The organism is Amycolatopsis sp. EV170708-02-1, assembly GCF_022479115.1.
Taxonomy (GTDB): Bacteria; Actinomycetota; Actinomycetes; order Mycobacteriales; family Pseudonocardiaceae; genus Amycolatopsis.
The window spans coordinates 3,343,457-3,369,321 of sequence record NZ_CP092497.1 but is presented as its reverse complement, the minus strand read 5'-3'; the positions used below and the strand labels follow the sequence as shown (position 1 = coordinate 3,369,321).

Genomic DNA, 25,865 nt, shown 5'->3' with positions numbered 1-25,865 from the left:
GAGGGCCGCATGACACACTGGAGAGGTTGACCCTGGCCCAGCGGTGTCGTATCACCCCGCGCGGGCCACTCGGACGAGGAGTGAAACATGTCGAAGCGCGCCCGCAAGCGTCGCGACCGTAAGAAGAACGGCGCGAACCACGGCAAGAAGCCCAACTCCTGATCATCGATCAGACGACGAAGGCCCCCGCACCGATCCGGTACGGGGGCCTTCGTGTGTCCTTGGGCACTACTCGAACGTCTGCTCGATCTTGACCTCGGTGCGCTCGATGGTGATCGAGCCCTTGGCCTGCACGGTCTGGCGGATCGAGGCCCGCAGCCGGGACTTGAGGTCGTCCGGCGCGTGGTCGCCACCGCATTTGCGGGCGAGCAGCTGCTTGATGTGCTCGTCGATGCCGTATTCCTCGAGGCACGGCGGGCAGTCCTCGATGTGCTTGCGCAGGGCGGCGTCGCGCTCGGCGCTGCACTCCTTGTCCAGCAGCAGGTAGATGTCGGCGAGGGCTTCCTCGCACCTGACCTTGTCGTCCGCTCCGGCGCAGTAGTCCTCGTTCATCGCCCCGCCACCTCCTGCTGTTTGCCCGCGCGGATGAAGCCGCGCTCACGCGCGACGTCGGCGAGCAGGTCGCGGAGCTGGGCGCGGCCGCGGTGCAGCCGGGACATCACGGTGCCGATGGGCGTGTCCATGATCTCGGCGATCTCCTTGTACGCGAAACCTTCGACATCGGCGAGGTAGACCGCGAGGCGGAACTCCTCGGGCAGCTTCTGCAGCGCTTCCTTGACGTCGGCGTCGGGCAGGTTGTCCATCGCCTCGACCTCGGCCGAGCGCAGCCCGCTGGAGGTGTGGCTCTCCGCCTTGGCGATCTGCCAGTCGGTGATCTCCTCGGTGGGCTGCTGCACCGGCTGGCGCTGACGCTTGCGATAGCCGTTGATGTAGGTGTTGGTGAGGATGCGGTACATCCACGCCTTGAGGTTCGTGCCCGCCTTGAAGGACGCGAAGGCCGCGTACGCCTTCAGGTACGTCTCCTGGACGAGGTCCTCGGCATCGGCGGGATTCCGGGTCATCCGCATGGCGGCCGAGTACAGCTGGTCGAGCAGGGGCATCGCGTCCCGCTCGAAGCGCTCGGCCCGCGCGGCCGCCTCTTCGGCGTCCGTGCCCGTGTCCGGCGCGGGATTCTGCGTGCTCGGCAAACCGTTCCCTTCCCGATCGGCGTCGATGCGCTTGTGCGCATGAGACGCCGACGAGTTTACGCGCGGACGGATCACCTGGCCGCCCGGCGTGCGCGGGATCAGGATTCGGGGAGCTTCGAGTGTGGTGGACACGTGCCTTCCAACAGTGAGGCCCGGCCGGGCATTCCCGGCACGCTCGTAGACTCCGCCCATGGCAGGCAAGGGAACCCCGGCGACGGCGCTGCTGGCGAAGCAGAAGGTGGCGCATGTTCTGCACGCCTACGACCACGATCCGCGGGCCGAGTCGTACGGCCTCGAAGCCGTCGAAGCGCTGGGGCTCGACCCCGCGCGCGTGTTCAAGACACTCGTCGCCGAGGTCGACGGGAAACTGACCGTCGGTGTGGTCCCGGTCACCGGCCAGCTGGATCTGAAGGCGCTGGCGGCCGCCGCGGGCGGGAAGAAGGCGAAGATGGCCGACCCCGCCGCCGCGCAGCGTGCGACGGGATACGTGCTCGGCGGGATCTCGCCGCTCGGGCACCGGAGCAGGCTTCCGGTGGTGGTCGACTCGTCGGCGGAGAAGTTCGAAACCGTGCACTGCTCGGCAGGCAGGCGGGGGCTGGAGGTCGAACTCGCGCCCGGCGATCTGGTGCGGCTCACCGGTGCCGTGGTCGCCCCCATCGCGGGCTGATCTTCCCGCGTTTCGTCCTCTGAATGCGGTAGGTCGCGTGACCGCCGGGACGGCACACGTGATCAGACGGACGACACGCGTGACTGGACGGACGACACGCGCCTGCGGCCGGTCCGCCGCGTGTCGTCCGCCTGGACACAGGTGACGTCCGTCCGATCACGTGTGACGTCCGTCTGATCACGCGAAACCGCCCGATCGCGGGAGAAGGGACTCACCCTCGCGAGGGAGTGGAGTCGGTCCGCAGCGGGAAGATCACGCGGCCGCGCCCGGGAATCGTCATCGGCAAGCGAAAGACGACTCCCGGGAGCGACGAAATGACCGAGACCTTGCCCGGCGTACCGAGATGGGCGAACCTCGCCGCCCACGCGGCGGCGCTGGTGACGGTGCCGTCCGGGCTGTGGCGGATCGCGATGGGACTCGGCCTCCCGGTCGGGTTCACCGCGCGGGGCCTGGCCGAGTTCGGGATCCCCGGCTGGGGCACGGTCTACGTCTTCGGCCTGAGCCTGCTCTCCGAAGCGCTCGCGTTCCTCACCCTCGGGCTGGTCCGGCCGTGGGGTGAGGTGTGGCCGCGCTGGATCCCGGGGCTGCGTGGCCGCCGGATCCCGCCGCTCGCGGCGATCCTCCCCGCCGCCGCGGGGGCGATCGCCCTGATCGCGCTCAGCGCCCAGTGGCTGTTCCGCTGGGCACAGGCCGGGTCTTCGGTGCCTCCGGGGACCAGAGAGGACTCGCCGGTCTACGACATCGTCATGGCGGCCTGTTACGCGCCGCTCCTGCTCTGGGGCCCGCTGCTGGCCGCGGTCACCGTGCACTACGCCCGGCGGCGGTTCTCAGGTGAGCGGCCGCAGCACACGCTCCAGCCACTCGGCGGCCGCGCGTGACACGCCTTCGAGATCGGCGCTGAGGTTGTGATCTCCCTGGAGCACCACGATCTCGTGATGCGGCCCCGCCTTGGGCAGGCCGAACGGGTCACGTTCGCCCTGCACCACCAGGGTCGGGACCTCGACGGCGTCCAATTCGGCCTGCCGCGACTTCTCCGGCTTTCCCGGCGGATGCTCGGGGAAGGCCAGGCAGAGCACCGCCACCGCCTGCCCCGCCGCGGCGGTCCGGCAGGCGACGCGGGCCCCGGACGACCGGCCCCCGAACACGATCGGGAGGTCGTCGAAGCGCTCGGAGATCTCGTCCACGACGGTGAGCCAGGCGGTGTCGAGCTGGGTGGCGGGGGCCGGCGCACGACGGCCCGCCACCCGGTACGGCTGCTCGACGAGCGCGACGTGGACACCGGCCGCCTGCGCCGCGCGGGTGACCGCGACCAGGTCCTTCGCGCCGATCCCGCCGCCCGCGCCGTGGCCGAGCATCAGGACCGCGATCCCTTCCTCGGCGCAGTGCAGCTCGGCCCGCGCGGGGCCGTAGGCGGTGTCGATCTCCAGCTTCGTCATGAGTTCGGCAGTTCGAAGAGCGCGCTGTCGGCGGCGGGTTCGACGCGGTCCAGCAACTGCGGGCCGTTGTTGCGGACGTTGTTGACCAGGCTGGACACCGGCCGCAGCTCGATCGTGTCGACCAGGTCCACCGGCGGCGGGACGAGCAGTTCGGTGACGTCGGGCCGGTCGGGGTCGAGCCAGGTGTCCCACTTCTCGCGCGGCATCAGCAGCGGCATGCGGTGGTGGATGTCGGTGAGCCTGCCGACCGAGTCCGTGGTGATCACGGAGAAGGTGATCAGCGGATCGGCGTCCTTGTCGTCCTTCGGCCGCCAGGTCTCCCAGATCCCGGCGAACGCGAGCGATCCGTCACCTGGCCCGGTCATGAAGAAGGGCTGCTTCTCCTTGCCGTCACGCCGCCACTCGTACCAGCCGTCGGCGGGGACCAGGCAACGCCTCGCCGAGACCGCCTTCTTGAAGGACGGCTTCTCCTTGGCCGTCTCGGCGCGCGTGTTGATCATCTTCGAACCGACGCCCGGGTCCTTCGCCCAGAACGGGACCAGGCCCCAGCGCATCATGCGCAGCGACCGGACGGCGGGCTCGTCTTCGAGCACCGCGCCGTCGGCGTCGCGCGGATGCCGCTGCACGACGGTGGGCACGTCCTTGGTCGGCGCCACGTTGTGATCGGTCCGGATCCGGCCTTCGGTCAGGTCCACCGCGGCGAACTCGTCGATCAGCGCCGCCGGGTCCTTGGTGGCGGCATAACGCCCGCACATGCGAAAACCTCCCTAATCGAGAGCCATCGTTACACGCCGGCCAGACGATGGCGAGCAGCATGGGATCATTGTTCCGCGGTGTTCGAAGAGCAGGAGGCGGTTTGGCGGGCAAGGACTGGCGCAGGCTGGACGAATCCGACGTGCGGATCCGTCCCGGCAAGGGCACCAGGCCGCGCAGCAAACGCCGCCCCGAGCACGCGGACGCCTCCACGGCGATGGTCATCGGCAAGGATCGCGGCCGCTGGACCTGCGCGATCGACTCCGATCCGGATCGCGTCGTCACCGCGATGCGGGCCCGTGAGCTGGGCCGGGTGCCGGTCGTCGTCGGCGACACCGTCGGCATCGTCGGCGACGTCAGTGGCAAACCGGACACCCTCGCCCGCATCATCCGGGTGGACGAACGCTCCAGTGTGCTGCGCCGGACGGCGGACGACACCGACCCGTTCGAGCGAGTGGTGGTCGCCAACGCCGAACAGCTGCTGATCGTGACCGCGCTGGCCGATCCCCCGCCGCGCACCGGATTCATCGACCGGTGTCTCGTCGCCTGTTACGCGGGCGGTCTCGAACCGGTCCTCTGCCTGACGAAGGCCGACCTCGCCAGCCCGGACGAACTCCTCGCCGGCTACGCGGGCCTCGACATCCCGGCCGTGGTCACCCGGCACGACGAGCATCCGGAGGAACTGACCGGCAGGCTCAAGGGCCGGGTCACCGCGCTGGTCGGGCATTCCGGGGTCGGCAAGTCCACTTTGGTCAACCGGCTGGTGCCCGACGCCGGGCTGGCGACCGGTGTGGTCAGCGCGGTCGGCAAGGGCAGGCACACGTCCGTCGCGGCGGTCGCGCTCCCCCTGCCCGGCGGCGGCTGGGTGGTCGACACCCCCGGCGTCCGCTCGTTCGGGCTGGCGCACGTCACCGCCGACGACATCGTGCTCGCGTTCGAGGAATTCGCCGCGGCCGCCGAAGAATGCCCTTCCGGCTGCGGTCACCTCGGGCCGCCTTCGGACCCGGACTGCGCCCTCGACGACGTGGTCACCGAGGGTGATGCCAGTCACGAGCGACTGGACTCATTGCGCCGTCTTCTGGGCTCCCGAGCCGGTCACGACGACGACCGGTAACTAAATCCGCCCTCGCGCGATACCCCGTTCGGATTAGATCAACTTTTCTGAGGGGTCCTTTTGAAGCGCGTAACCACACTCGCCGCCATCACCACGGCCGCCGTCCTGGCGCTGTCCGCCTGCGGTGGCGAGAAGCAGTCCGGTGCGGCTGCTCCCGCTCCTGCTCCTTCCGAGCAGAAGAGCCTGCTCGCGTCGCCGCTCGGCGACCCGATCCAGCTCGCGGCACTGACCCGCGAGAGCACCAAGAAGGCCAAGTCGTCCAAGGTGACGATGGAGTCCGTCGCCGGCACCGAGAAGCAATCGATGACCGGGCAGGGCCTGTACGACGGCGAGAACACCAAGTTCTCGATGACCATGGACAGCGACGGCAAGAAGCTGGAAGCGGTCTTCGTCGACAACGCGCTGTACTTCAAGCTCGACGCGTCCGACCAGGCCGAGATGAAGACCGACAAGTCGTACGTGAAGATCTCCGCCGACGGCCAGGACCCCCTCTCGCAGATGCTCGGCAAGATCATGTCGAAGGCCATCAAGGACAGCGACCCGTCGCGCACTCTCGAGCAGGTCTCGAAGGCAGGCAAGATCACGAAGTCGGACCAGGTCGAGCTGAACGGTGAGCTCACCAACCACTACGTCGTCGAGATCGAGGTCGAGAAGGCCATCGCCCTCATCGCGGGCGAGGTGGGCGTCCCGTTCCCGGCGGACGTCCAGAAGCAGCTCGACGCGAAGCTGAAGGGCAAGAACATCACCATCCCCACCGAGCTGTGGCTCAACGCCGACCAGCTGCCGGTGCAGGTCGTCTCGGACCAGACCGCGTTCATGAAGGCCATGGGCGTCCCCGGTGACGGCGTCGCCAAGACCACGGTCAAGTACACCGACTGGGGCAGCCCGGTGGAGGTCACCGCCCCGCCCGCCGCTCAGGTAGGCGACCTGGCGGAGATCATGAAGAAGGCCGGCGGCCGGTAGATGCGTGCCACTCTCAAGTTCGCCGCGGTGGCCGCGGCCCTGACCCTCGTGGTCACGGGCTGCGGCACCCGCCCGGACGCGACGGCCGAGAACAAGGGCGGCGAGCTCGCGCTGGCCAACCCGTTCACCGACGCGTTCGGCCTCGTCGAGGCCGCCAAGCAGGGAACTCGGAAGGCGAAATCCTCCACGACGATCGTCGACAGCATGCTCGGGACCAAAGCGGTCACTGGGACGGTGAAGGCGTTCTACGACGGTCCCGCTTCGAGGCTCGAGGCGAATATGACCGTCGACGGTGAAACGGTCGGGATGCGCCTGGTCGACCAGACCGTGTTCGTCAAACTGCCCGCGGAGGAGAAGGCCCGGCTCAAAACGGACAAGGTCTGGGGGAAGATCCCGCTGAACAGCGAGGATCCCCAGGCGAAGGCCGTGGGGAAGGCCATGCTGAGGTCCTTCGAGATGAGCGACCCGGCGAAACAGCTGGAGCTGGTCGAAAAGACCGGCCGTGTCGTCAGGTCGGAACAGACCCAGCTGGACGGCGTCCCGGTGAACCATTACTTCGTCGAATTCGACGCCAAGAAGCAGATCGACTTGTTCCTCGGCGAAGACCTCCCCGCCGATCAGCGGGCGGAGGTCGAGAAGCGGTTCGCGGGCAAGGATCTGCGGATCCCCGCCGAGCTCTGGCTCAACGCCGAGCAGCTGCCGCTGAAGATGACCATGGACATGACCTCGTTCATGCAGTCGGCGGGAGGGTCGCAGACCGGCGAGGCGAAGTCGACCTACACCTACAGCGACTGGGGTACGCCGGTGGACGTCACTGCGCCGCCGGCCGCCGAGGTGGGCGACTACGCCGCCATGATCCGGCAGGCGGGCGGCTAGTCTCCCGCAAGTACGTGAAGGCCCCCTTCATTGCGCTAGACGCAATGAAGGGGGCCTTCACGTACCCAGACATTCGGACGGTGGAAATTCACGCGACAGGCACTACGGTGGTGGTACAGACCATTCACCCGAGGGAGTCCCATGCGTGCCACCGGATTCGCCGCCGTCTGTACCGCCCTCCTGCTGCTGAGCGGCTGTTCCGGGGAAGAGAAACCGGCGGCACCACCGGTGACCGACGTGGCGCAGCTGGCCTCGGTCGCCGCCGCGGGCACACAGAAGGCCCGTTCGTCCAAGATCGCGCTCGAGACCACCGCGGACGACGGCCGCAAGGTCGTGGTCACCAGTTCCGGGCTCTATGAGGGGCCGAACAGCAAGTTCTCCATGGTCGCCGAGGTCGCGGGCGAGAAACGGGACCTGATCTACGCCGACGGCGTCCTCTACTACCACCTGTCGGACACCCAGGTGCAGGAACTCAAGACCGGCAAGGAATGGGTCAAGATCACCGCCGGCGGCAAGGACTCGCTCTCCGCCGCCAACGGCGCGCTGATGACGAACGTCGTCGAGACGATGGATCCGACTCGCACGATCGAGCGGATCTCGAAATCGGGCAAGGTCACCAAATCCGAACAGGGCGACGTGAACGGCACGGCCGCCACGCGGTACGTCCTCGATCTCGCCGGCGCGCCCGCCGAGTTGTGGCTGGACGCCGAGCAGCGTCCGGTGCAGGTCAGCATGGGCAAGGCCACGGTCAAGTACGACAGCTGGGCTTCGGACGTGGTGATCATCGCGCCGCCGCCCGAGGCGGTCGGCGACAGCCGCTGAGCCCGTTCCCCCGATCGGGGTTCGGCCCGCGGCTGTGTTTCGCTTGGGTGCCCGCGATCGAAAGCAGGTCCTCATGCGGAGAACGGCCCTGTCCACCGTCGTGCTCGTACTCGGTGCGCTGCTCGGCGCTTGTGACGGCGATGCCGTCTCGTTCGCCGACGCCCGCGCGCTCGCCGACGGAGCGACGTCCGCCATGGACGGCAAGGCCGCGAAGTTCACCACCGACGTCACCGCGGGCACGATGCGGTCGAAGAGCCAGGGACAGGCCAAGGTCGCGGGGACGGGTACCGCGCTGGCCATGACCACGGACTTCCTCGGCGAGCCGATCGAACTCCGCCTTGTCGACAAGATCGTCTTCGCCAAGGTCCCCGAGACCGCCCGTGAAGACGTTCCCGGCGGGAAGCCCTGGGTCAGGGTCTCCCCCGACGGCGCCGACCCGTTCTCGCAGGTCGCCGGCGGCAGCATCGACCAGCTGGCGAAGCAGAACGACCCCGCCCGCGCGCTCGACCAGGCGCGGAAGGCGGGCACGCTCACCGGTTCCGGGCACGCCGAACTCGACGGGGTGGCCGCCGAGCACTACCGGCTGGACGTCGACCTGGCCGCGCTGGGCGGCGACCTGCCCGCCGGTTTGTCGCCCGAGGCCGTCGCCGAGCTGCGGGGGAAGGTCGGGAAGCTCCCCATGGAGGTCTGGCTCGACGACGCGCGCCTGCCGCTGCAGATCGTGCTCGACCTCGCCCCGGTCCTCGCCGCTTCGGGCGCTCCGGACAGCGCGACCGCCAGGATCGTCACGCGCTACAGCGAGTGGGGCACGCAGGCCGACATCCAGGCACCGCCGCCGGAGGAGATCGGGGAGATCCCGGCGGGCTGATCCGTCACGTTTCCCGCAGTCGTCTCGTCCGGTTCGTGAAGGCGGGACACGAGGAGCGAACATGCGCGTGATGGTGATCGGGGCGACCGGGATGCTGGGGCGTCCGCTGGTGCGGCGTCTGCTGGCCGAAGGCCACGAGGTGAGCGGACTGGCCCGCGACGTCGACCGGGTCGCCGCGGTGCGCGCGACCGGCGCGGAACCGGTGCTGGGTTCACTGTTCGACGTCGATGCGCTGGCCGTCGCGCTGCGCGGGCACGACGCGGTGGTGAACGTCGCGACCCGGATCCCGGACGCGCGGCGGGCGATGACGTTGTCCGGCTGGGCCGAGAACGACCGCGTGCGGAGCACCGGAAGCCGGACCCTGGCGGCCGCCGTGCGACGGGTCGGCGAGCTGGGAATCGTGGTGCAGGAAGGGATTTCGTTCGTCTACGCCGACGGCGGCGACGAGGAGCTGGACGAGGACGCGCCTCTCGCGCTGCGCGGCAACATCGCGTCTTCGACGGTGGCGCACGCGAACATCGCGGAGCTGGTGGACGAGGGACGCACCGCGATCCGGCTGCGGATCGGGCTGCTGGTCGGCGACGACCCGATGACCAAGACGATGCTGGCGGCCGCGCGGCGCGGTTCGCCGCTGATCTTCGGCCGCCGGACCGACTGGACCGCGGCGATCCATCCGGCCGACGCGGCGGCGGGCGCGATCGCGGCGCTGCGGGCGCCGAGCGACGTCTACAACCTGGCCGCGGATCCGGTGCGGAAGCAGGAACTCGGCGAGGCGATGGCCGCCGCGGCCGGTGTCCGGCGGCCGCGCGCGCTGCCGAAGTGGCTGGCGAACCGGCTGGGCCTGATGTCGGTACTTGCGCGCTCGCAGCGGGTGGTCTCGTCCCGGCTCACCGAGGCGACCGGCTGGCGCCCCGAACGCCCGGTGCCCGGCCCGTCCTGGTTCTGACGCGTTTCGTCCTCTGAATGCGGTCCTTGCGCGTGCAAGGACCGCATTCAGAGGACGAAACGCGGGGGGTTACAGGAGTTCCAGCAGGAAAGGGAGCTCCTGGGGCGCGTACCAGGCGAGTTCGTGGTCTTCGGCGTCGCCGAGGGTGAACTCCGCGTCCGGATCGCCGAGATCGGCCTGGTCGATCACCGCGGCGGCGGCCTGCACGGACTCCGCCGCTTCGGCCGCGTCGACGTGGATCGCGGCGACGTCGGCGATCTTCACCGGCCCGGACAGCCGGACGACGGCGGCGTCGAGATCCGGGCGCAGGGTGACCTCGTCGATGTCGGCCGAGATCACCACCCGCCGCGGCTCGGGCTTCTCCTCGGCCGCGATCAGCCGGAGCGACGCCCTGGCGGCGTCGAGCAGCGCGGCGTACTCGAGTTCTTCGTCGGATCCGCTGGCGTAGGACTCCCGCAGCGCCGGGGTCAATGCGAATCCCGTGCCGCTGCGCGCGCGGAGCTCTCCGGCGGTTTCGAGCTCACGGAGCATCGCGATCGTCCCGGGTAGATAGACCCTCACCAGTGCGCACCCTTCAGCTCTTCCAACGATTCCTCGATCATCCCGGCGAGCAGGTCCACATCGGACACGGCCTTGCGATCGCCGTTCAGTCCGAAGTAGACACCGCCGTGATACGAGGTGACCCCGATCGCCAGTGCCTGATTGCGCACCAGCGGCATGACCGGGAACATCTCCACCATCTTCGCCTGTCCCGCGTAAAGCGGCACCTGCGGGCCCGGCGAGTTCGTGATCAGCACGTTGAAAATGCGTCCCGACATCGAACCGGCCGCCCGCGCGCCCAGCGAATGCAGCGTCGGCGGGGCGAAACCGCCGACCGTCAGCAGCCCGCGCGCGGCCACCGAACGGCCGGAGTCGAGATGGTCCGCCATCGCGTGACCGATGTGCTGCAGCCGCAGGACCGCGTTCGGCTCCCCGACCGGAAGATCGACCAGATAGGCGTCGACCTGGTTCCCGACCAGCGCCGGCGTCGAATACTCGGCCGTCTCGGCGTCGCGGACGGCCATCGGCACCAGCGCGCGCACGGTGGTCGTCGCGGTCAGGTTCGAACCACGCGACAGCAGCCATTCCCGCAGCGCGCCGGTGATCGCGGCGAGCACGACGTCGTTGACCGTGCCGCCGTGCGCGGCGCGGACCTTGCGGAAATCCTCCAGCCGCGTGCGGACCACGGCGAACATGCGGCCGCCCGAGGTGCGGACGTTGAGCGGCCCGGACGGCGCCGGATGCACCATGGTCTTCAGCGCCGACGCGACGTCACCGACCGTTTCGGTGACCTTGCCCGCCATCGCGGTGGCGTCGTGGGCGATGGAGCGCACGTTCTCCACCAGCTCCGTCGGCCGCTGCACGGTCTCGGCGACCGCGTCGAGGATCAGCTGCGTGCGGCTCGGTTCCCGGCGGGGATGCCATGTGTCGTCGAACGGCTCCGGCTCCTGCGGGGTGGCGTCGAGGATCAGCTGCCCGATCTCGATGGTGCCGATCCCGTCGACGACCGACTGATGCGTCTTGGTCACCAGCGCGACACGGTCGCCCGCGAGCCCCTCGACGAAGTACGCCTCCCAGAGCGGCCTTCCCGGGTCGAGCCGCCGCGACATCAGCCGCGCCACGAGGTCGAACAGCTGGCTGTCGGAGCCCGGCTGCGGCAACGCGGACCGCCGGACGTGGTAGTTGAGGTCGAAGTCGACGTCGTCGACCCACACCGGCCGGGCGAGGTGGCCGGGCACCTCCAGCACCCGCTGCCGGTAGCGCGGCAGGAACGCCAGGCGCTGCCCGATCAGGTCCAGCAGCCGCTCGTAGGTGAAACCCTCGCGCGGTCGCTCGAAGATCGCCACACCGCCGACGTGCATCGGGGTCGAGTGGTCTTCCACGTACAGGAACGAGGCGTCCAGCGCGGAGAGGCGGTCGGGCATGGGCCGATCCTTACATAGTGGGACACTCGCCGGTGTGGGTGATGAGTCGGTGATCTCGCCGAAGGACCGGTTCCTGACGGTGTACGGCCGCAAACCGGTGCTCGAGGCATTGGACGACGCGGCGCTCGAGGTGGACAAGGTGATCCTCGCCGACACCGTGCGCGGGCCGAACGCCGCCGAGATCCAGCGTGCCGCCAAGGCCGCCGGGGTGCCGGTGCAGCGGGCGAGCGCGCATCGCGTCAAGGTGCTGGCGGGCAACGGCAAGCAGGACCAGGGCGTGCTCGCCGACGTCGTCGCCCCTCGGATGCGGTCGCTGCACGCGGCGCTGTCCGACGGCAGGCCGCCGTCGCGGGTGCTGCTGCTCGACGGCATCACCACCCCGGCGAACGTCGGGATGATCCTGCGCACGGCGACCGCCGCCGGGCTGGACGGGGTCGTCGTACCTCGGCGCGGGGTCGCCGCCCTCGACCCGATGGTGGTCAAGGCTTCGGCCGGGGTCGCGTTCCGCGCGCCGGTGCTGCGATGCGGCAGCGCGCGCGAGGCGGCCGAAATGCTCACCGAAGCCGGCTACGGGATCTACGCGCTGGGCGCTTCGGCTCGCAGCTCGGTGTTCGACGTCGAACTGCCGCAGCGCGCGGCGTTCGTGCTGGGCGGCGAGACGAACGGCGTCGGCGCCGAGGTCGGCGAACTGGTGACGGAATGGGTGTCGATCCCGATGCCCGGCGAAGTCGAGTCTCTGAACGTCTCGGCGGCCGCCGCGGTGCTGTCGTTCGAGCTGGTGCGCCGGGCCGGGGGCTGAAGGGGACTTTCCCCGCATCCGACGCCACTAAAGGGCCCTTCACCGCGTGACATGCGGTGAAGGACGCTTTCAGCCCACCGGGAACAACGCGCTGAGCTCGGTCAGCGTCTCCTCGACCGAGGTGTGGTGCACCCCCGCCATCCCGGCCGCGACCGCCGCGCGGACGTTGCGCGCGGCGTCGTCGACGAACGCGCACCGGTCGGCGGGCAGGTCGAGCAGTCCCGCGGTGAGCAGGTAGACCTCGCGGTCGGGTTTGGCCACGCCGACCTCGCCGGAGAAGACGAGCGCGTCGAAGAACGGGCCGAGTGACCGCTTGGCCTCGTCCGACGCGCCGGGGGCGTTCGAGAGCAAGGCCGTTTTGATACCGCGCTCCCGCGCCGAAAGCAGGAAGGCGTACAGCTCGTCCGCGCCCACATCGGTGAGCACCCCGGCGTAGTCGACGACCAGCCCTTTCAGCACGGGCCCACCGTACACAAGCGATCACCGCACGGTTCATCCTCTCGGGCGGTCCTTGTCGCGGCCGGGGCCGCCGCCTGCCCCTTAGTTGCTGGGCGTGGCCGAGGGGGCCGCGGAGGGGGACTGCTTGATGAAGTCGTACGTGCTGAGACGGCTCGAACCGTACGAACCGCCGTACCGGGTCGCCGGCAGGCCGGACGATCTGGTGCACCGGGCGGCGTCGCCGGACAACCAGCTCGTGCTGGATCTGCCGCTGTCCGGGGAACGCGTCGTGGAGGAACCGCGGCCGTCACCGGACACGCCGGACGGCAGGCAGATCGGCAGGCTGCTGACCACCATCCTCGAAGCCTGTGACGGCCGCCGTCCGGCGGTCCAGGTGCGGCCGATCCTCGACCCGGCGCTCCACCGCGCGCTGCTCGACAGCGGCCGCCGCCGTCCGACCGGTGGCTACCGGCCGAAGTCGGTCCACCTGGGGCATCCGGCGGACGGCGTCGTCGAAGCCTGCGCGACCGTCGAGCAGAACGGCCGCAGCCTCGCCTTGGCGGCACGCTTCGAGCGCACGCCGTCGGGCTGGGTGTGCACCCGCTTCCATTTGCTGAAGCCGCCGCGGCGCGTGTCCGCGCTCGCGGCCTGAAGCGCGCGAAGGCCTCCTTCCCCGGCTGAGGGAAGGAGGCCTTCACACGCTTTGGGCCTTTAGCGGCGCGGGCCCTTCTTGCCCTTCTTCTGGGAGGCGCGCTGCGCGGCACGACGCTCCCGGCGGGTTCCGCCCTGGTCGCCACCGGTGCTGCCGGCACTGTCCGAATGCGACTCGACGCCGCCGTCCTCGGACGGGCCCGACATGGTCAGCCCGGACTGCGAACCGCCGCCGAGTCCCTTGCCCCGCAAGGCGGACGGCACGGACTGGGTGTCGGTCGCCGGCCCCTGCGGAGGCGTCGGGCGGGCGTGCCTGCCGTCGCCGTTCGCGGCCTGGCCGTTCCCGGATCCGACACCGGCGGGCAGCGCGGAAGCGGACTCCGGTGCCGGGGCGGCGGGCTCGGCCTGCTCGACCTGGAGGTTGAACAGGAAGCCGACGGCCTCCTCCTTCAGCGACTCCAGCATCGCGCGGAACATGTCGTAGCCCTCGCGCTGGTACTCGATGACCGGGTCGCGCTGCGCCAGGGCACGCATGCCGATGCCCTCCTTGAGATAGTCCATCTCGTAGAGGTGCTCACGCCACTTGCGGTCGAGCACGGTGAGCATCACCTGGCGCTCCAGGCTCCGCATCGCGCCTTCGCCGACCTTTCCGTCGATCTCGGCTTCGCGCTCGTCGTACGCGCGGTGGGCGTCTTCGAGCAGCGCCTCACGCAGCTTGTCGGCGTCGAGGTCGTCATCCTCGGTGAGCTCTTCCCAGGTGACCTTGACCGGGTACAGCTGCTTCAGCGCCGTCCACAGCTTCTCGTGGTCCCAGTCCTCGGAGTAGCCGGTGGAGGTCTCCTCGGTGACGTACGCGTTGATGACGTCGACCAGCATGTGCTCGATCTGCTCGCGCAGATCCTCGCCCTCGAGGACGCGCAGGCGCTCGGCGTAGATCACCTTGCGCTGCTCGTTCATCACCTCGTCGTACTTGAGGACGTTCTTGCGGATCTCCATGTTCTGCTGCTCGACCTGCGTCTGAGCGCTCTTGATCGCCTTGGAGACCATCTTGTGCTCGATCGGCACGTCGTCCGGCAGCCGCATCGTGGTCATGACCCGCTCGACCATCGTCGCGTTGAAGCGGCGCATGAGCTCGTCACCCAGCGACAGGTAGAACCGGGACTCGCCCGGGTCGCCCTGGCGGCCGGAACGACCGCGGAGCTGGTTGTCGATCCGGCGCGACTCGTGCCGCTCGGTGCCGAGCACGTACAGCCCGCCCGCCTCGCGGACCTCCTCGGCCTCGGCCTTGGTGTCGGCCTGGACCTCTTCGAGCACCTTCGGCCAGGCGGCCTCGTACTCCTCGGAATGCTCCACCGGGTCGAGGCCGCGGTCGCGCAGCACCTCGTCGGCGATGATGTCCGGGTTGCCGCCGAGCACGATGTCGGTACCGCGGCCCGCCATGTTGGTGGCGACCGTGACCGCGCCCTTGCGCCCGGCGCGGGCGACGATCAGGGCCTCCCGGTCGTGGTGCTTGGCGTTGAGGACCTCGTGCGGGACACCCAGCTTGAGCAGCAGCTTCGACAGGTGCTCGGACTTCTCGACACTCGTGGTGCCGACCAGCACCGGCTGGCCCTTCTCGTGCCGCTCCGCGATGTCCTCGGCGACGGCCTCGAACTTGGCCTGCTCGGTCTTGTAGATGAGGTCGGCCTGGTCGGCGCGGACCATCGGCTTGTTCGTCGGGATCGGCACCACACCCAGCTTGTAGGTCTGGTGGAACTCGGCCGCCTCGGTCTCGGCGGTACCGGTCATCCCCGCCAGCTTGTCGTAGAGCCGGAAGTAGTTCTGCAGCGTGATCGTGGCGAGCGTCTGGTTCTCGGCCTTGATCTCGACGCCTTCCTTGGCCTCGATCGCCTGGTGCATGCCCTCGTTGTAGCGGCGGCCGTGCAGGATGCGGCCGGTGAACTCGTCGACGATGAGGACTTCGCCGTCACGGACGATGTAGTCCTTGTCGCGTTTGTAGAGCTCCTTGACCTTCAGCGCGTTGTTCAGGTAGCCGACCAGCGGCGTGTTCGCGGCCTCGTAGAGGTTGTCGATGCCGAGCTGGTCCTCGACGAAGGCGACACCCTTTTCGGTGACACCGACGGTGCGCTTGCGGATGTCCACCTCGTAGTGGATGTCCGGCTTCATCAGCGGGGTCATCCGGGCGAACTCGACGTACCAGCGCGAGGACTGGTCGGCCGGGCCGGAGATGATCAGCGGCGTCCGGGCCTCGTCGATGAGGATGGAGTCCACCTCGTCGACGATCGCGAAGTTGTGGCCGCGCTGCACGCAGTCTTCGAGGCTCCACGCCATGTTGTCGCGGAGGTAGTCGAAGCCGAACTCGTTGTTCGTGCCGTGCGTGATGTCGGCGGCGTACTGCTGGCGGCGGACCTCGGGGGTCTGGTCGGCCAGGATGACCCCGACCTCGAGGCCGAGGAAGCGGTGGATGCGGCCCATCCACTCGGCGTCACGTTTGGCGAGGTAGTCGTTCACCGTGATGACGTGCACACCCTTGCCGGAGACGGCGTTCAGGTACGCGGGGAGGACCTGGGTCAGGGTCTTGCCCTCACCGGTCTTCATCTCGGAGACCTGGCCGAGGTGCAGCGCGGCGCCGCCCATGAGCTGGACGTCGTAGGGGCGCTGGCCGAGCACGCGCCAAGCCGCTTCCCTCGCCACCGCGAACGCCTCCGGCAGGAGGTCGTCGAGTGACTCGCCGTCCGCGTGCCGTTTACGGAACTCCTCGGTCTTGGCCCGCAGCGCGGTGTCCGAAAGGTCCTTGACGTCGTCTTCGAGGGTGTTGATGTGATCGGCGATGTGTCGCAGCCGCTTCACCATTTTGCCCTCGCCCGCGCGGAGCAGGCGGTTCAGCACCATCCGGTCGACCTCACTAGCTGATTGTGATCGCACCCGAGCCGGTCCCGGGCAATCTCGTCCGCGGTGGTGCCTGGTAACGCACCACCGTCCGCCCCCATCGTAGGGAACACCTCGGTGTTCGCGCACGCACCGTCTGTCGGTACCTGACGAGACGGGGGCGGGTCCTGCCTGATCCGGACATGACGGCGGCCCGCACGGGACGCGTGCGGGCCGCCGTCAGGGCAGTGGTGGCCGGCTAGCTCAGCCGGATGACGCCGTAGTCGAAGCCTCGCCTCCGGTAGACGACGCTCGGGCACCCGGCGTCGGAGTCGTTGAACAGATAGAAGTCGTGACCGACCAGTTCCATCTCGTAGAGAGCCTGGTCGACCGTCATGGGCTCCGCGTCATGCTTCTTCTCGCGGACGACGCGACCGGGCTGGTGTTCGGTCACCCCGTCATCCCAGCGCTGCTGCTGGGGCATCTCGAAGTCACCGCTCTCGACAGCGAAACCGTTGGCCATGGGTTCGGCCTCCGGCGCTTCGAGCACAGCGGTACCCGCCAGATGTCGGGTGTCGGTGGTCATTCCACCGGCGGCCGCCATCGAAGTCGCCTCGGCGACGGATTCCGGGCGGCTGCGGCCGTAGTGCACGCGCCGGCGGTCGTGTGTCTTCCGCAACCTGTTCTCGAGCTTGTTCAGTGCGGAATCCAGCGCTGCGTAGAAGTCGCCTGCACACGCTTCGGCGCGTACGGCGGGGCCACGGCCCTTACCGGTGATTTCGACGCGCTGGCAGTTCTTCGACTGCCGGCGATTGGGCTCGTGGAAGAGCTCCACGTCGTAACGGATGACCTTCTTGTCGTAGCGCTCTAGCCGGGCCAGCTTTTCGCTGACGAGTGCCCGATAGTGGTCGGGCACCTCCACGTTGCGGCCCTTAACGACGATGTCCATACACGACCTCCCTCGCTGAAATGACTGCGAGCTGTAGATGTGTTCACTAGGGCGCCGGTAATGCGGGGACGAAGCCCGGATCGCGGGCGATGAGGGAACTCGGCATACGGCCACGACGTCTCGTGTCGGATGTCCGAGCGCGGACTCAGCGCGGCTCCGGCGCCAGGGACATGGGCTGGTCACCTCCCTGCCTGCCGGGATTGCTGATAGCGCTGCACGTTAGCTGCATCACGCCGCGAGCAACAGCCCCCGAGCCGGGGGATATCAGGACGTGAGACCTCGTCACCGCACGCGACGACGACCGTGTGGTCAGCGGGACAATCCGGCTTGTCGGGCGTCGTCCCCGTGATTTGTTTTCACGCGGACGGCGCAAGCCTTCGGACAGGAAAATGCGGAGGGTGCCTAGAGCGCCGCCCCCGAGGGAATCCGCCGCCACCCCGGTGGAGTGGCGGGCCGTCGGAGTGTTCCCCAGAAGGTCCCTCATATCCCGTCAACGCCCATGTACCCATTCCCGTTCCCGATCATTCATCACTCTTGTAGGTGACATCCCGATCACCCGGCGGCGGCCAGCGCTACCACCGCGAAAACGTGAATTCCGCTTATGTCCAAAAAGCGCACACAAGCGGCGGCGGTCGCTCCGGTTGTGATCACGTCGTCAAGAAGAACGACCTTCTCCCGGCAGGCTCCCGCGACCAGCCGGATGCGACCGTCGAGGTTCGCCGACCGCTGGGCACGGGTGAGCCCCACCGCGTCACGGACGCCGGCCCCGAGCTTGAGGACAGGTGCGACAGTCGCCGCTTTTCCCTTGTCCGCCAGCACTTTCACGCATTCCTCGGCGACGCGCCGGACATGCGGTCCGCCTCGGACACGGGAGGCGGACCGTCGCGAAGGGACCGGGACGAGGCAGGGTTCCGGCTCCGGCAACTGGACGAGGGCTTCGGCGACGGCCAGCCCGAAGGACGGGGCAAGGTCGCGGCGGCCGCGTTCCTTGTAGGCGAGGATCAGGCGGCGGGCGTCGTCGGCGTAGGGAGCCAGGGCGTAGACGGGGACGAGACCGGCCGTCGGGCCACGGATGATCTCGCTGAGCGAACCCCAGGCGGTCTGGCAGATCGCGCAACAGGGCGCGCCCGGTGCTCCGCAGGACGCGCAGCGGGCGGGGATGAGGAGATCCAGGATCTTGGACATGGGGCGAGTGTCGGCCGGGGCTCCGACAGTTCCGGACGCCGCCGGGGTGCGAGTGGTCCGCTTTGGACACTTTGCGTCGTCAGGGGGCCGGTGTTGAAAAAGTCAATCGAGGAGAAGGGCGCTTCGCCGCTTCGCGACTCCCTCGCGTGTGGGTCTCGGTCCGTGAAGGCCTCCTTCCCTACTTCGAGGGTAGGGAAGGAGGCCTTCACGGACTTCCGACGGGTTCCGCCCTTGCTAGCGACGCTAGGAAAGCTAGCGGCACTAAAGGTCCCTTGCTCCCCCTGGCGACACCCTGAAGGCCACCTTTAGGACGCTGAACGCCTCAAAGGCGACCTTCAAGACACGGACCTGCGCTCCCAATGTGGCATTGGGAGCACCCAACGTCCCCAATGCCACATTGGGCGCACACCCCTGGACCCCAAACGAGGGCCCTTCACGAACCCTCCGTCGCACTAGCGCCGCTAGAAAAGCTAGCGATACTAAAGGTCCCTTGCTCCCGGCAAGGTGCGTTCGCGGGGCGAGGTGGGCACGTTGCGAAGCGAACGAGACCTCAGCCCGGATAGAACGGGTCCGCGTCGGTGACGGTGTGCGCCTGCGGCCGCCAGACCTCGCCCAGTTCGGAGGCGACCCACAGCCCGCCCGCATCCGCGACCAGGTTCTGCCTGCTCGGCGCCGCGGTGACACCGTGCACCGGCGGGGTCAGGTTCGAGCTGTTGAAGGCGTCCATCCGCTGCCCGTCCAGCGGCACCTTGACCACCGGCAGCGAACTCGACGACGTCGCGGCGATCAGATGGTCCTGGGTCGCCCAGTCGACGTCGACGACGTCCTTGAGGTCGCGTTCCTGCAGTTTCCGCGGTGCCCGCAGGGCCACCGAGTCCGCCGTCCGCACGATCGAGGCGACCACCAGCTGCCCGTTGACCACCGCGGCCAGCCGTGACCCGTCCCGCGAAAGGCGCAGTTCGGTGATCTGCCCCAGCCCGGTGAGCATGGTCGCGTCGACACCGGCCTTCACCCACCGGCCGTCCGCGGCCAGGGTGACCCGGGCGACGGTGTTGTGGTCGACCACCGTCCAGACCTCGCCGGAGACCCCGCCGCCGCGGGCGACCGGACGCCAGGTGGGGCGGCTCAGGCTGCCCCCGAAGAGGTCCACCGAAGCGAGGTCGTGCCCCAGGTCGCCGACCCGGAGCCACTGCCTGCCGTCCCGTTCCTCGACCACGGCGAGACGTTTGCCGTCGACGGACTGCGCGGCGCTGACGACCTTGTACCCGCCGTTGCCCGCGGGCCCGCCGACCGGCTGGCCGTTCTCGAGCGACCGGACCCGGCCGTTCACGGTCATCAGTCCCTGCAGTTCCGAGTTGGGCGCGATGTCCACGTTGTAGTTGGGCAGTTCGCTGGAGCGCCAGTATTCGTGTTCCGGCACCAGCGCGGTGCCGTCGGCCAGCAGCCGGACCCGGCTCAGCGTCACCGTCTGCAGCGACAGGACGATCTGCGCGGCGATCAGGTTCCGGTCCACGAGGCTGGCCCCGCCGACGCCGGTCAGGTTGATGTCCAGTGTCCCGTCGTCCGTGCTGCGCACGTTGCTTTCGATGGTGACCTGGTCGCCGAGGAGGTCCTTGACCGCGCCCTTCAACCCCTCCGACGGGCCCTGCAGCACCAGGTCCATCACCCGGCCGGGCAATCCGGCCTGCGGTTTCGCCGCGACGTACCGGAGGTCGGGGACGAAGGCGCCGGAGTCCGGCGAGTAGAAGCTGATCGGCACCCGGAAGTAGTTGAGCGCGAAATCCTCGTCGGTGACGGCGAGTTCCTGCGGCGGATCCACGATCCGCCACTGCCCGTTCGGCTGCTTCCGCAGCTTGAACTGCTGCGAGTACTCCGCCTTCACCGGGAGGAACGCGCTGTCGGGGCTGAGGGTGCCGAGTTTGAACCCGCGGACGTTCACCACCTGCTCGTCCGGGTTCCCCGAAGACGACGAAGTGTCGTAAACGGTGCCGAACGTGTCGTCGATGATCGTCAGCCCCGGCGACGGCTTCCAGTTGCGCCTGGCTTCGTCGTCGAGATAGACCCGCGCGGCGGCGCTGGCCGTGCCCGGTGCCGCCGAGTTGCGGATGAACTGACGGGTGACGGTCAGCGGGTCGATCCCGGCCGCCGGTTCGGGGACGTCCGCCGGCGCCTGCCCGGGTTTGTCCCCGGAGACGACGACGGGCTGGGATTCGAGCGGGATGTTCGCGCAGCCTGCGACCAGCAGGAACACCGCGAGCAGGGCCAGCAGCCGTTTCACCGGCCGACCTCCTCGGGCTCGGCGAGGATCGCGTCGGGCGCGGGCCGGACTTCGAGCAGTCCGGACGACCCGTGCGTGTCGGTCGCCTTGTGATCGGGCGGGGGCAGGAGCAGCGGGCTCTCCCCCATCGGCGTGTCCTGCCGCCGCGGCAGCACGAGCCGGAAGCAGGCACCGTGGCCGGTCTCGCCCCAGGCGTCGAGCACGCCGCCGTGCAACCGGGCGTCCTCCTGGCTGATCGCGAGGCCGAGACCGGTTCCGCCGGTCCGGCGGTTACGGGACGGGTCGGCGCGCCAGAACCGGTTGAACACCAGTTCCGCCTCGCCGGGCCGGAGCCCGACGCCGCGGTCCCGCACGGTGATGGCGACCGCGGTCTCGTTGACCGCCAGCGTCAGCACCACCGGTTTCCCTTCGCTGTGGTCCACCGCGTTCGCCAGCAGGTTGCGCAGGATCCGCTCGACGCGGCGCGCGTCGACTTCGGCGGGCGCCTCCTCTTCCGGCAGCACCAGTTCGACCGAGCTGCCGGCGTTGCCCGCGATCACCCGGACCTGCTCGACGGCCCTGGTCGCGATCGGCCGGACGTCGATCAGCTCGGCCGAGAGCTCCTCGACGCCGGCGTCCAGCCTGCTGATCTCCAGCAGGTCGCCGAGCAGTGCCTCGAACCGGTCGAGCTCGTCGACCAGCAGTTCGGTGGAGCGGGCGAGCCCTGCCGGGAACTGCTCGCGCGAAGCGTGCAGCACGTCGGCCGCCATCCGGACGGTGGTCAGCGGGGTGCGCAGTTCGTGCGAGACGTCGGAGGTGAACCGGCGTTGCAGCCCGCCGAACTCCTCCAGCTGCCGGATCTGCCGCTGGATGCTCGCGGCCATCTCGTTGTACGAAACGGCGAGTTTGGCCAGATCGTCCTCGCCGAGCACGGCGAGCCGCTGGTCGAGCTCCCCGCCCGCGAACTGTTCGGCCGCCGCGGCGGCCTGCCGGACCGGCCGGACCACCTGCCTGGTGACCAGGTTCGTGATCCCGGCCAGCAGGAGCAGCAGGACGAGCCCGCCGACGAGCAGCGTGTTCTGCACCGTCGAGATGGTGTTCTGCTCACTGGTGAGCGGGTACAGGAGGTAGAGCTGGAGCGGGTTGATCATCGTGCTCACCGGCGCGCCGACGATCAGATACGTCGTCTTGCCGCCGTCGGCCTCGGTGACCGTGTGGGTCAGGTAGCTGAGCTGCTCGGTCTCGACGAACTGGCGCAGCCGCACCGGCACCCGGTCATACGGACCGGCGGCCACCGGCTTGCTGGACTGGTCGCGGCCGCCCGCGGCGAGTACCGGTTCGAAGGTGCCCGCCGTCGATCCCGCGCCGTCCTGCGACGACGTCGTGCTGGAGATCTTCTTCAGCGCGTTGTTCATCCGCGCGGTGAGCGCTTCCGGGCTCTCGGTGCCGACACCGACCAGCTCGGCGGCCGCGGTCTCGACGACCGCCCTGGTCTGGGCGATCGCCGCGTTCTGCTTGGTCTCGACCAGCCGGTCGGTGATCTGGTTCTGCAGCACCATGCCCAGCACGAACACCACGGCCGACGACAGCGCCAGCGTGGACACGGTGACCCGGAACTGCAGCGAATACCGCCACAGTTCGTTGAACGACACGATCTTGCGGCGCACGAAAACCACGATGCGCCGGAACTGGCGCATCGTGGTCTGGGCAAGCCTTCGCAAGCGTCCGCTCATAGGGTGATCACGGCGGGCCGGCCTTGTACCCGACACCGCGAACGGTCAACACCACCTCGGGGTGCTCCGGGTCCTTCTCCACCTTCGACCGCAGCCGCTGGACGTGCACGTTCACCAGCCGGGTGTCGGCGGCGTGGCGATAACCCCACACCTGCTCGAGGAGCACCTCGCGGGTGAACACCTGACGCGGCTTCCTGGCGAGCGCGACCAGGAGGTCGAACTCGAGCGGGGTCAGCGGGATGGCCTTGCCCTCCCGGGTCACCTCGTGGCCGGGGACGTCGATCGCGAGGTCGCCGATCGTCAGCGACTCGGCGGGCTCGGCCTCGGTGCGGCGCATCCGGGCGCGGACGCGGGCCACGAGCTCCTTCGGCTTGAAGGGCTTGACCACGTAGTCGTCGGCCCCCGACTCGAGCCCGAGGACGATGTCCACGGTGTCGCTCTTGGCGGTGAGCATCACGATCGGCACGCCGGACTCGGCCCGGATCGCCTTGCAGACGTCGATGCCGTTCATGCCGGGCAGCATGAGGTCGAGGAGGACCAGGTCCGGTTTCAGCTCACGAAGCGCGGGCAGCGCCCGTGAGCCGTCGGCCACGACGGCTGTGTCGAACCCCTCCCCACGCAGCACGATGGTGAGCATCTCCGCGAGAGCAGGGTCGTCGTCGACGACCAGAACACGTGCCTTCATAAACCTATGTTCGCACTAGTTTCCCCGCGCGGACGCGCGACCCGGCGATGTGACCACCAGAAAGATCATCGAATCGGGCAAATTGCTCCATCCGAGTAGGGTCTTCGGGCCCTAGAGCCTGTTGGCGGAGCTGGGGATGCACCCGGAAAAGTGACCGACGCGTGAACCCGCTGTGCCGACTCGGCGGGTTCACCGACAACGCTGGAGAGCACGCCGGAGCCTGGTGAACGGCCGCGGGGAGTCGATCGCGAAGACACCGGTCAGCACATCGCCGCGGTGATAGGCCGCGACGAAGCGCTTCGAAGCGGTGTCGCCCTCGACGATGCGCACGTCTTCCGTGGCCACTCCGGCGAATTGGAGCCGCCGCCCGTACTGATCGGACCAAAAGTAACCGTGTCGTGCGAAATGCGTGACGGTCGAGCCGGCGAGCAGGTTCGCGACGGCGACGCCCGGCTGTTCCCCCGCCGCCGTCCAATGCTCGGCGCGGACCCGTACGCCGCGCAGCGGGCAGCGGTATCGCGCGACGTCACCCACCGCGATCACTCGGGGATACGCTGTGACACAGCCGGAATCGACCAGCACCCCGTCGTCGACGGCGAGCCCGGAGCCGGTCAGCCATTCGGTGGCGGGCCGCGCCCCCACTCCGGCGACGACGAGATCGGCGGGGACCTCACGGCCGTCCGCGAGCCGCACACCGGCGACCCGGCCGTCCCCGGTGAATCCCGCGACGGGGACGCCGGTGATCAGCCGGACGTCGTTCTCCGCGTGCAGTTCCCCGCACACCGCGCCCATTCGCGCGCCGAGGACGGGGGCGAGCGGCACGGGCATCGCCTCGATCACGGTCACTTCGTGGCCGAGCAGGCGGCACGCGGACGCGACCTCCGCACCGATGAATCCCGCGCCGATGACGACGACCGAGGACGGTCCCGCCGCGAGAGCCTGCTTCAGGGCGACGGCGTCTTCGAGCGTCCGCAGGGTGTGCACGCCACCCAGATTCCTTGCCGCGTCAAGGGTTCTGGCCACCGCTCCGGTCGCGACGACGTAACCGTCGGCGGCGATCGTCGTGCCGTCGCCGAGCGTCACGCCTTCGCGGCCGAGCTTCTCGGCGCGGACGCCGAGGTGCCATTCGGCGGCCAGCGCGTCGAGGTCGTCCTGCCCGGCGAGCGCGATGTCGCCGGCGGAAACCTTGCCCAGCAAGAAATCCTTCGACAGCGGCGGCCGGTCGTACGGCGGCTCGGCGCCGATCATCACCAGCCGCCCGTCGAAGCCCTGGGCGCGCAACTCCTGTGCCGCGCGGAGCCCCGCAAGGGAGGTACCGACGACGGCGACGGTTCTCAAGCCACCTCCTGGCGCGCCTCGGTGTCCACGTAGATCACCCCGTCGGCGACCACGACCGGGTACGTGCGCACGGCGTTCTTGGCCGGCAGGCAGTCCGGCGCGCCGGTCCGCAGGTCGAACCGCGCGGCGTGCAGCGGGCATTCGACGTAACAGCCTTCGATCCAGCCGTCGGCGAGCGACGCGTCCTGGTGGCTGCAGGTGTCGTCGAGCGCGTAGTACGCGCCCTCGGAATGGAAGACCGAGACGGGCACTGGGCCCGCCAAACGGACGGCTTCGCCTTCGGGCAGTTCGGAGACGGAGCAGGCACGGATCATCGGGGCCTCCGGGGAAAGGACCGACGGGGTTGTTGATGTTGCGTATTACGAGACGGGACGTGCTCTGCGCAACAATCACCCCCGAGGGGCCCATGCGTCAAGGGATTCGCCCACTCAGCCGAGCGGATGCGGGCGAAACGGCTACTGTTGCGTCATGCGGAACCAGGACGCGGGGAACGCAACGCCCAGTCAGGTGCAGTCCGTCGACCGCGCGATCAGCGTGCTGGAACTGCTGGCGCGTAACGGGGAAACGGGGATCACCGAGATCGCGGGCGAGCTCGGCGTGCACAAGTCGACGGCCTCCCGCCTGCTGAGTGTCCTGGAGAACCGCGGCCTCGTCGAGCAGCTCGGCGAACGCGGGAAATACGCGATCGGCTTCGGCGTCGTCCGGCTCGCCGGCGCCGCCACCGGGCGGATGGACCTGGCGAAACTGGGCAGGCAGACCTGCCAGAGCCTGGCGGAGACGCTCGGCGAGACGGTCAACATCGCGATCGCCGACGACGGCGTCGCGATCAACGTCAGCCAGGCCCGCGGCTCGGCCGCGATCACCACGCAGAACTGGACCGGTCAGCGCACCCCGCTGCACGCGACGTCCAGCGGGAAAGTGCTGCTCGCGTACATGGGGGACGTCGAGCGCAAACGTTTGCTCCGGCGGAAGCTCGAACAGTTCACACCGCGCACCACGGTCGATCCGGACGAGCTGACCGCGGAGCTCGAGCGGGTCGCCGAGGACGGGTACGCGGCCTGTTTCGAGGAGCTGGAGCTGGGGATGCACGCGGTCGCGGTGCCGGTGCACGGCCCCGGCGGCGACGTCGTCGCGGCGATGAGCGCTTCGGGTCCGTCGTACCGGCTTTCGAAGCAGCGGGTGCGGCAGATCGTCCGGCCGCTGACCGAGGCGTCGGCGGATCTTTCGGCGCAGCTGGGGTACTTCGCGGAGTGAAGAGGCCGACCTTTTCGGGCTCTTGACAGCGCGCCCGCCCGTGCCGCACTTTGTTGCTGAAGACGGAACAACGTGCCTCATCCGCAACAGCGCCTGTCACCCCGATGCCCGC

General features: G+C 69.2%; 27 protein-coding genes. 12 read left to right on the top strand and 15 right to left on the bottom strand.

Annotated features, from left to right (window positions below; translation table 11 throughout):
• The first annotated feature begins 87 nt into the window (after positions 1-87).
• On the top strand, positions 88-162 hold the full coding sequence (locus tag MJQ72_RS45070) for a 50S ribosomal protein bL37 (protein WP_369299112.1): 75 nt from the start codon (positions 88-90) through the stop codon (positions 160-162).
• 66 nt (positions 163-228) lie between these two features.
• Here the strand turns inward: MJQ72_RS45070 and rsrA are convergent, their stop codons facing one another.
• Positions 229-552: a mycothiol system anti-sigma-R factor gene (gene rsrA, locus MJQ72_RS15715; RefSeq protein WP_240599854.1), complete on the bottom strand. Its 324-nt coding sequence runs from the start codon at positions 550-552 to the stop codon at positions 229-231.
• The gene (locus tag MJQ72_RS15710; protein WP_026466946.1) at positions 549-1,187 is read right to left on the bottom strand and encodes a sigma-70 family RNA polymerase sigma factor; all 639 of its coding nucleotides are present in this window, start codon (positions 1,185-1,187) and stop codon (positions 549-551) included. The genes rsrA and MJQ72_RS15710 overlap by 4 nt, the downstream gene beginning before the upstream one ends.
• 190 nt (positions 1,188-1,377) lie before the next feature.
• Here MJQ72_RS15710 and ybaK point away from each other — a divergent pair, with 190 nt between their 5' ends.
• Both ybaK and MJQ72_RS15700 read left to right on the top strand, forming a co-directional pair.
• On the top strand, positions 1,378-1,854 hold the full coding sequence (gene ybaK, locus MJQ72_RS15705; protein ID WP_240599853.1) for a Cys-tRNA(Pro) deacylase: 477 nt from the start codon (positions 1,378-1,380) through the stop codon (positions 1,852-1,854).
• Between the two features lie 314 nt (positions 1,855-2,168).
• Positions 2,169-2,732, top strand: coding sequence for a hypothetical protein (locus tag MJQ72_RS15700; RefSeq protein ID WP_240599852.1), 564 nt, complete (start codon positions 2,169-2,171; stop codon positions 2,730-2,732).
• Here MJQ72_RS15700 and MJQ72_RS15695 read toward each other — a convergent pair.
• Positions 2,682-3,290: an alpha/beta family hydrolase gene (locus MJQ72_RS15695; RefSeq protein ID WP_240599851.1), complete on the bottom strand. Its 609-nt coding sequence runs from the start codon at positions 3,288-3,290 to the stop codon at positions 2,682-2,684. The genes MJQ72_RS15700 and MJQ72_RS15695 overlap by 51 nt on opposite strands.
• A complete protein-coding gene (locus MJQ72_RS15690; RefSeq protein ID WP_240599850.1) occupies positions 3,287-4,045 on the bottom strand; it encodes an SOS response-associated peptidase in 759 nt (252 codons plus the stop codon). Before MJQ72_RS15690 ends, MJQ72_RS15695 begins: the two co-directional genes overlap by 4 nt.
• A 101-nt stretch (positions 4,046-4,146) precedes the next feature.
• On the opposite strand from MJQ72_RS15690, the gene rsgA reads away from it, so the two are divergent.
• The 6 genes from rsgA to MJQ72_RS15660 all read left to right on the top strand — a co-directional run bounded on the left by rsgA (position 4,147) and on the right by MJQ72_RS15660 (position 9,632).
• Positions 4,147-5,157 carry a ribosome small subunit-dependent GTPase A gene (rsgA, locus tag MJQ72_RS15685; RefSeq protein ID WP_240599849.1) on the top strand — a complete coding sequence of 337 codons (1,011 nt, stop codon included), beginning with the start codon at positions 4,147-4,149 and terminating at the stop codon, positions 5,155-5,157.
• Between the two features lie 60 nt (positions 5,158-5,217).
• On the top strand, positions 5,218-6,120 hold the full coding sequence (locus MJQ72_RS15680) for a hypothetical protein (protein ID WP_240599848.1): 903 nt from the start codon (positions 5,218-5,220) through the stop codon (positions 6,118-6,120).
• Positions 6,121-6,996, top strand: coding sequence for a hypothetical protein (locus MJQ72_RS15675; protein WP_240599847.1), 876 nt, complete (start codon positions 6,121-6,123; stop codon positions 6,994-6,996).
• A gap of 141 nt (positions 6,997-7,137) precedes the next feature.
• Positions 7,138-7,818: a hypothetical protein gene (locus tag MJQ72_RS15670; protein WP_240599846.1), complete on the top strand. Its 681-nt coding sequence runs from the start codon at positions 7,138-7,140 to the stop codon at positions 7,816-7,818.
• 73 nt (positions 7,819-7,891) lie between these two features.
• On the top strand, positions 7,892-8,686 hold the full coding sequence (locus MJQ72_RS15665) for a hypothetical protein (RefSeq protein ID WP_240599845.1): 795 nt from the start codon (positions 7,892-7,894) through the stop codon (positions 8,684-8,686).
• Between the two features lie 61 nt (positions 8,687-8,747).
• Positions 8,748-9,632, top strand: a complete 885-nt coding sequence (locus MJQ72_RS15660; RefSeq protein ID WP_240599844.1) for an NAD(P)-dependent oxidoreductase — start codon at positions 8,748-8,750, stop codon at positions 9,630-9,632.
• Positions 9,633-9,701: 69 nt separating this feature from the next.
• On the opposite strand, the gene MJQ72_RS15655 is transcribed toward MJQ72_RS15660, so the two are convergent.
• Positions 9,702-10,193 carry a DUF6912 family protein gene (locus MJQ72_RS15655; RefSeq protein ID WP_125689885.1) on the bottom strand — a complete coding sequence of 164 codons (492 nt, stop codon included), beginning with the start codon at positions 10,191-10,193 and terminating at the stop codon, positions 9,702-9,704.
• Positions 10,190-11,596 carry a wax ester/triacylglycerol synthase family O-acyltransferase gene (locus tag MJQ72_RS15650; protein WP_240599843.1) on the bottom strand — a complete coding sequence of 469 codons (1,407 nt, stop codon included), beginning with the start codon at positions 11,594-11,596 and terminating at the stop codon, positions 10,190-10,192. Before MJQ72_RS15650 ends, MJQ72_RS15655 begins: the two co-directional genes overlap by 4 nt.
• 34 nt (positions 11,597-11,630) lie before the next feature.
• On the opposite strand from MJQ72_RS15650, the gene MJQ72_RS15645 reads away from it, so the two are divergent.
• Positions 11,631-12,395: an RNA methyltransferase gene (locus MJQ72_RS15645; RefSeq protein WP_240599842.1), complete on the top strand. Its 765-nt coding sequence runs from the start codon at positions 11,631-11,633 to the stop codon at positions 12,393-12,395.
• Between the two features lie 69 nt (positions 12,396-12,464).
• Here MJQ72_RS15645 and MJQ72_RS15640 read toward each other — a convergent pair whose 3' ends face one another.
• A complete protein-coding gene (locus MJQ72_RS15640; protein WP_240599841.1) occupies positions 12,465-12,869 on the bottom strand; it encodes an HAD family hydrolase in 405 nt (134 codons plus the stop codon).
• 112 nt (positions 12,870-12,981) lie between these two features.
• Between MJQ72_RS15640 and MJQ72_RS15635 the strand changes: the two genes are divergently transcribed.
• Complete coding sequence (locus MJQ72_RS15635; protein ID WP_240599840.1) at positions 12,982-13,485, top strand: Rv3235 family protein; 504 nt, start codon at positions 12,982-12,984, stop codon at positions 13,483-13,485.
• Between the two features lie 59 nt (positions 13,486-13,544).
• Here the strand turns inward: MJQ72_RS15635 and secA are convergent, their stop codons facing one another.
• The 8 genes from secA to MJQ72_RS15595 all read right to left on the bottom strand — a co-directional run bounded on the left by secA (position 13,545) and on the right by MJQ72_RS15595 (position 24,813).
• Positions 13,545-16,376, bottom strand: coding sequence for a preprotein translocase subunit SecA (gene secA / locus MJQ72_RS15630; protein WP_240599839.1), 2,832 nt, complete (start codon positions 16,374-16,376; stop codon positions 13,545-13,547).
• 235 nt (positions 16,377-16,611) lie between these two features.
• Positions 16,612-17,301: a ribosome hibernation-promoting factor, HPF/YfiA family gene (gene hpf, locus MJQ72_RS15625; protein ID WP_007028981.1), complete on the bottom strand. Its 690-nt coding sequence runs from the start codon at positions 17,299-17,301 to the stop codon at positions 16,612-16,614.
• 552 nt (positions 17,302-17,853) lie between these two features.
• The gene (locus MJQ72_RS15620; protein WP_240599838.1) at positions 17,854-18,486 is read right to left on the bottom strand and encodes a ComF family protein; all 633 of its coding nucleotides are present in this window, start codon (positions 18,484-18,486) and stop codon (positions 17,854-17,856) included.
• A gap of 550 nt (positions 18,487-19,036) precedes the next feature.
• A complete protein-coding gene (locus tag MJQ72_RS15615) occupies positions 19,037-20,764 on the bottom strand; it encodes an LpqB family beta-propeller domain-containing protein (RefSeq protein ID WP_240599837.1) in 1,728 nt (575 codons plus the stop codon).
• A complete protein-coding gene (mtrB, locus tag MJQ72_RS15610) occupies positions 20,761-22,440 on the bottom strand; it encodes an MtrAB system histidine kinase MtrB (protein ID WP_240601339.1) in 1,680 nt (559 codons plus the stop codon). The genes MJQ72_RS15615 and mtrB overlap by 4 nt, the downstream gene beginning before the upstream one ends.
• Before the next feature lie 43 nt (positions 22,441-22,483).
• A complete protein-coding gene (mtrA, locus tag MJQ72_RS15605) occupies positions 22,484-23,161 on the bottom strand; it encodes an MtrAB system response regulator MtrA (protein WP_005150760.1) in 678 nt (225 codons plus the stop codon).
• Between the two features lie 189 nt (positions 23,162-23,350).
• Entirely contained in the window at positions 23,351-24,499 is a 1,149-nt protein-coding gene (locus tag MJQ72_RS15600) for an NAD(P)/FAD-dependent oxidoreductase (protein ID WP_240599836.1), read from the bottom strand.
• Entirely contained in the window at positions 24,496-24,813 is a 318-nt protein-coding gene (locus tag MJQ72_RS15595) for a bifunctional 3-phenylpropionate/cinnamic acid dioxygenase ferredoxin subunit (RefSeq protein WP_240599835.1), read from the bottom strand. Before MJQ72_RS15595 ends, MJQ72_RS15600 begins: the two co-directional genes overlap by 4 nt.
• A 154-nt stretch (positions 24,814-24,967) precedes the next feature.
• Here MJQ72_RS15595 and MJQ72_RS15590 point away from each other — a divergent pair, with 154 nt between their 5' ends.
• On the top strand, positions 24,968-25,753 hold the full coding sequence (locus MJQ72_RS15590) for an IclR family transcriptional regulator (RefSeq protein WP_240599834.1): 786 nt from the start codon (positions 24,968-24,970) through the stop codon (positions 25,751-25,753).
• Positions 25,754-25,865 lie beyond the last annotated feature (112 nt).

Excerpts from the sequence above, each read along its gene's own strand:
- rsrA (WP_240599854.1), bottom strand. The coding sequence starts at position 552 with ATGAACGAGGACTACTGCGCCGGAGCGGACGACAAGGTCAGGTGCGAG.
- ybaK (WP_240599853.1), top strand. The coding sequence starts at position 1,378 with ATGGCAGGCAAGGGAACCCCGGCGACGGCGCTGCTGGCGAAGCAGAAG.
- MJQ72_RS15700 (WP_240599852.1), top strand. The coding sequence starts at position 2,169 with ATGACCGAGACCTTGCCCGGCGTACCGAGATGGGCGAACCTCGCCGCC.
- MJQ72_RS15695 (WP_240599851.1), bottom strand. The coding sequence starts at position 3,290 with ATGACGAAGCTGGAGATCGACACCGCCTACGGCCCCGCGCGGGCCGAG.
- MJQ72_RS15690 (WP_240599850.1), bottom strand. The coding sequence starts at position 4,045 with ATGTGCGGGCGTTATGCCGCCACCAAGGACCCGGCGGCGCTGATCGAC.
- MJQ72_RS15675 (WP_240599847.1), top strand. The coding sequence starts at position 6,121 with ATGCGTGCCACTCTCAAGTTCGCCGCGGTGGCCGCGGCCCTGACCCTC.
- MJQ72_RS15670 (WP_240599846.1), top strand. The coding sequence starts at position 7,138 with ATGCGTGCCACCGGATTCGCCGCCGTCTGTACCGCCCTCCTGCTGCTG.
- MJQ72_RS15665 (WP_240599845.1), top strand. The coding sequence starts at position 7,892 with ATGCGGAGAACGGCCCTGTCCACCGTCGTGCTCGTACTCGGTGCGCTG.
- MJQ72_RS15660 (WP_240599844.1), top strand. The coding sequence starts at position 8,748 with ATGCGCGTGATGGTGATCGGGGCGACCGGGATGCTGGGGCGTCCGCTG.
- MJQ72_RS15650 (WP_240599843.1), bottom strand. The coding sequence starts at position 11,596 with ATGCCCGACCGCCTCTCCGCGCTGGACGCCTCGTTCCTGTACGTGGAA.
- MJQ72_RS15635 (WP_240599840.1), top strand. The coding sequence starts at position 12,982 with ATGAAGTCGTACGTGCTGAGACGGCTCGAACCGTACGAACCGCCGTAC.
- secA (WP_240599839.1), bottom strand. The coding sequence starts at position 16,376 with ATGGTGCTGAACCGCCTGCTCCGCGCGGGCGAGGGCAAAATGGTGAAG.
- hpf (WP_007028981.1), bottom strand. The coding sequence starts at position 17,301 with ATGGACATCGTCGTTAAGGGCCGCAACGTGGAGGTGCCCGACCACTAT.
- MJQ72_RS15620 (WP_240599838.1), bottom strand. The coding sequence starts at position 18,486 with ATGTCCAAGATCCTGGATCTCCTCATCCCCGCCCGCTGCGCGTCCTGC.
- mtrB (WP_240601339.1), bottom strand. The coding sequence starts at position 22,440 with ATGCGCCAGTTCCGGCGCATCGTGGTTTTCGTGCGCCGCAAGATCGTG.
- mtrA (WP_005150760.1), bottom strand. The coding sequence starts at position 23,161 with ATGAAGGCACGTGTTCTGGTCGTCGACGACGACCCTGCTCTCGCGGAG.
- MJQ72_RS15595 (WP_240599835.1), bottom strand. The coding sequence starts at position 24,813 with ATGATCCGTGCCTGCTCCGTCTCCGAACTGCCCGAAGGCGAAGCCGTC.
- MJQ72_RS15590 (WP_240599834.1), top strand. The coding sequence starts at position 24,968 with ATGCGGAACCAGGACGCGGGGAACGCAACGCCCAGTCAGGTGCAGTCC.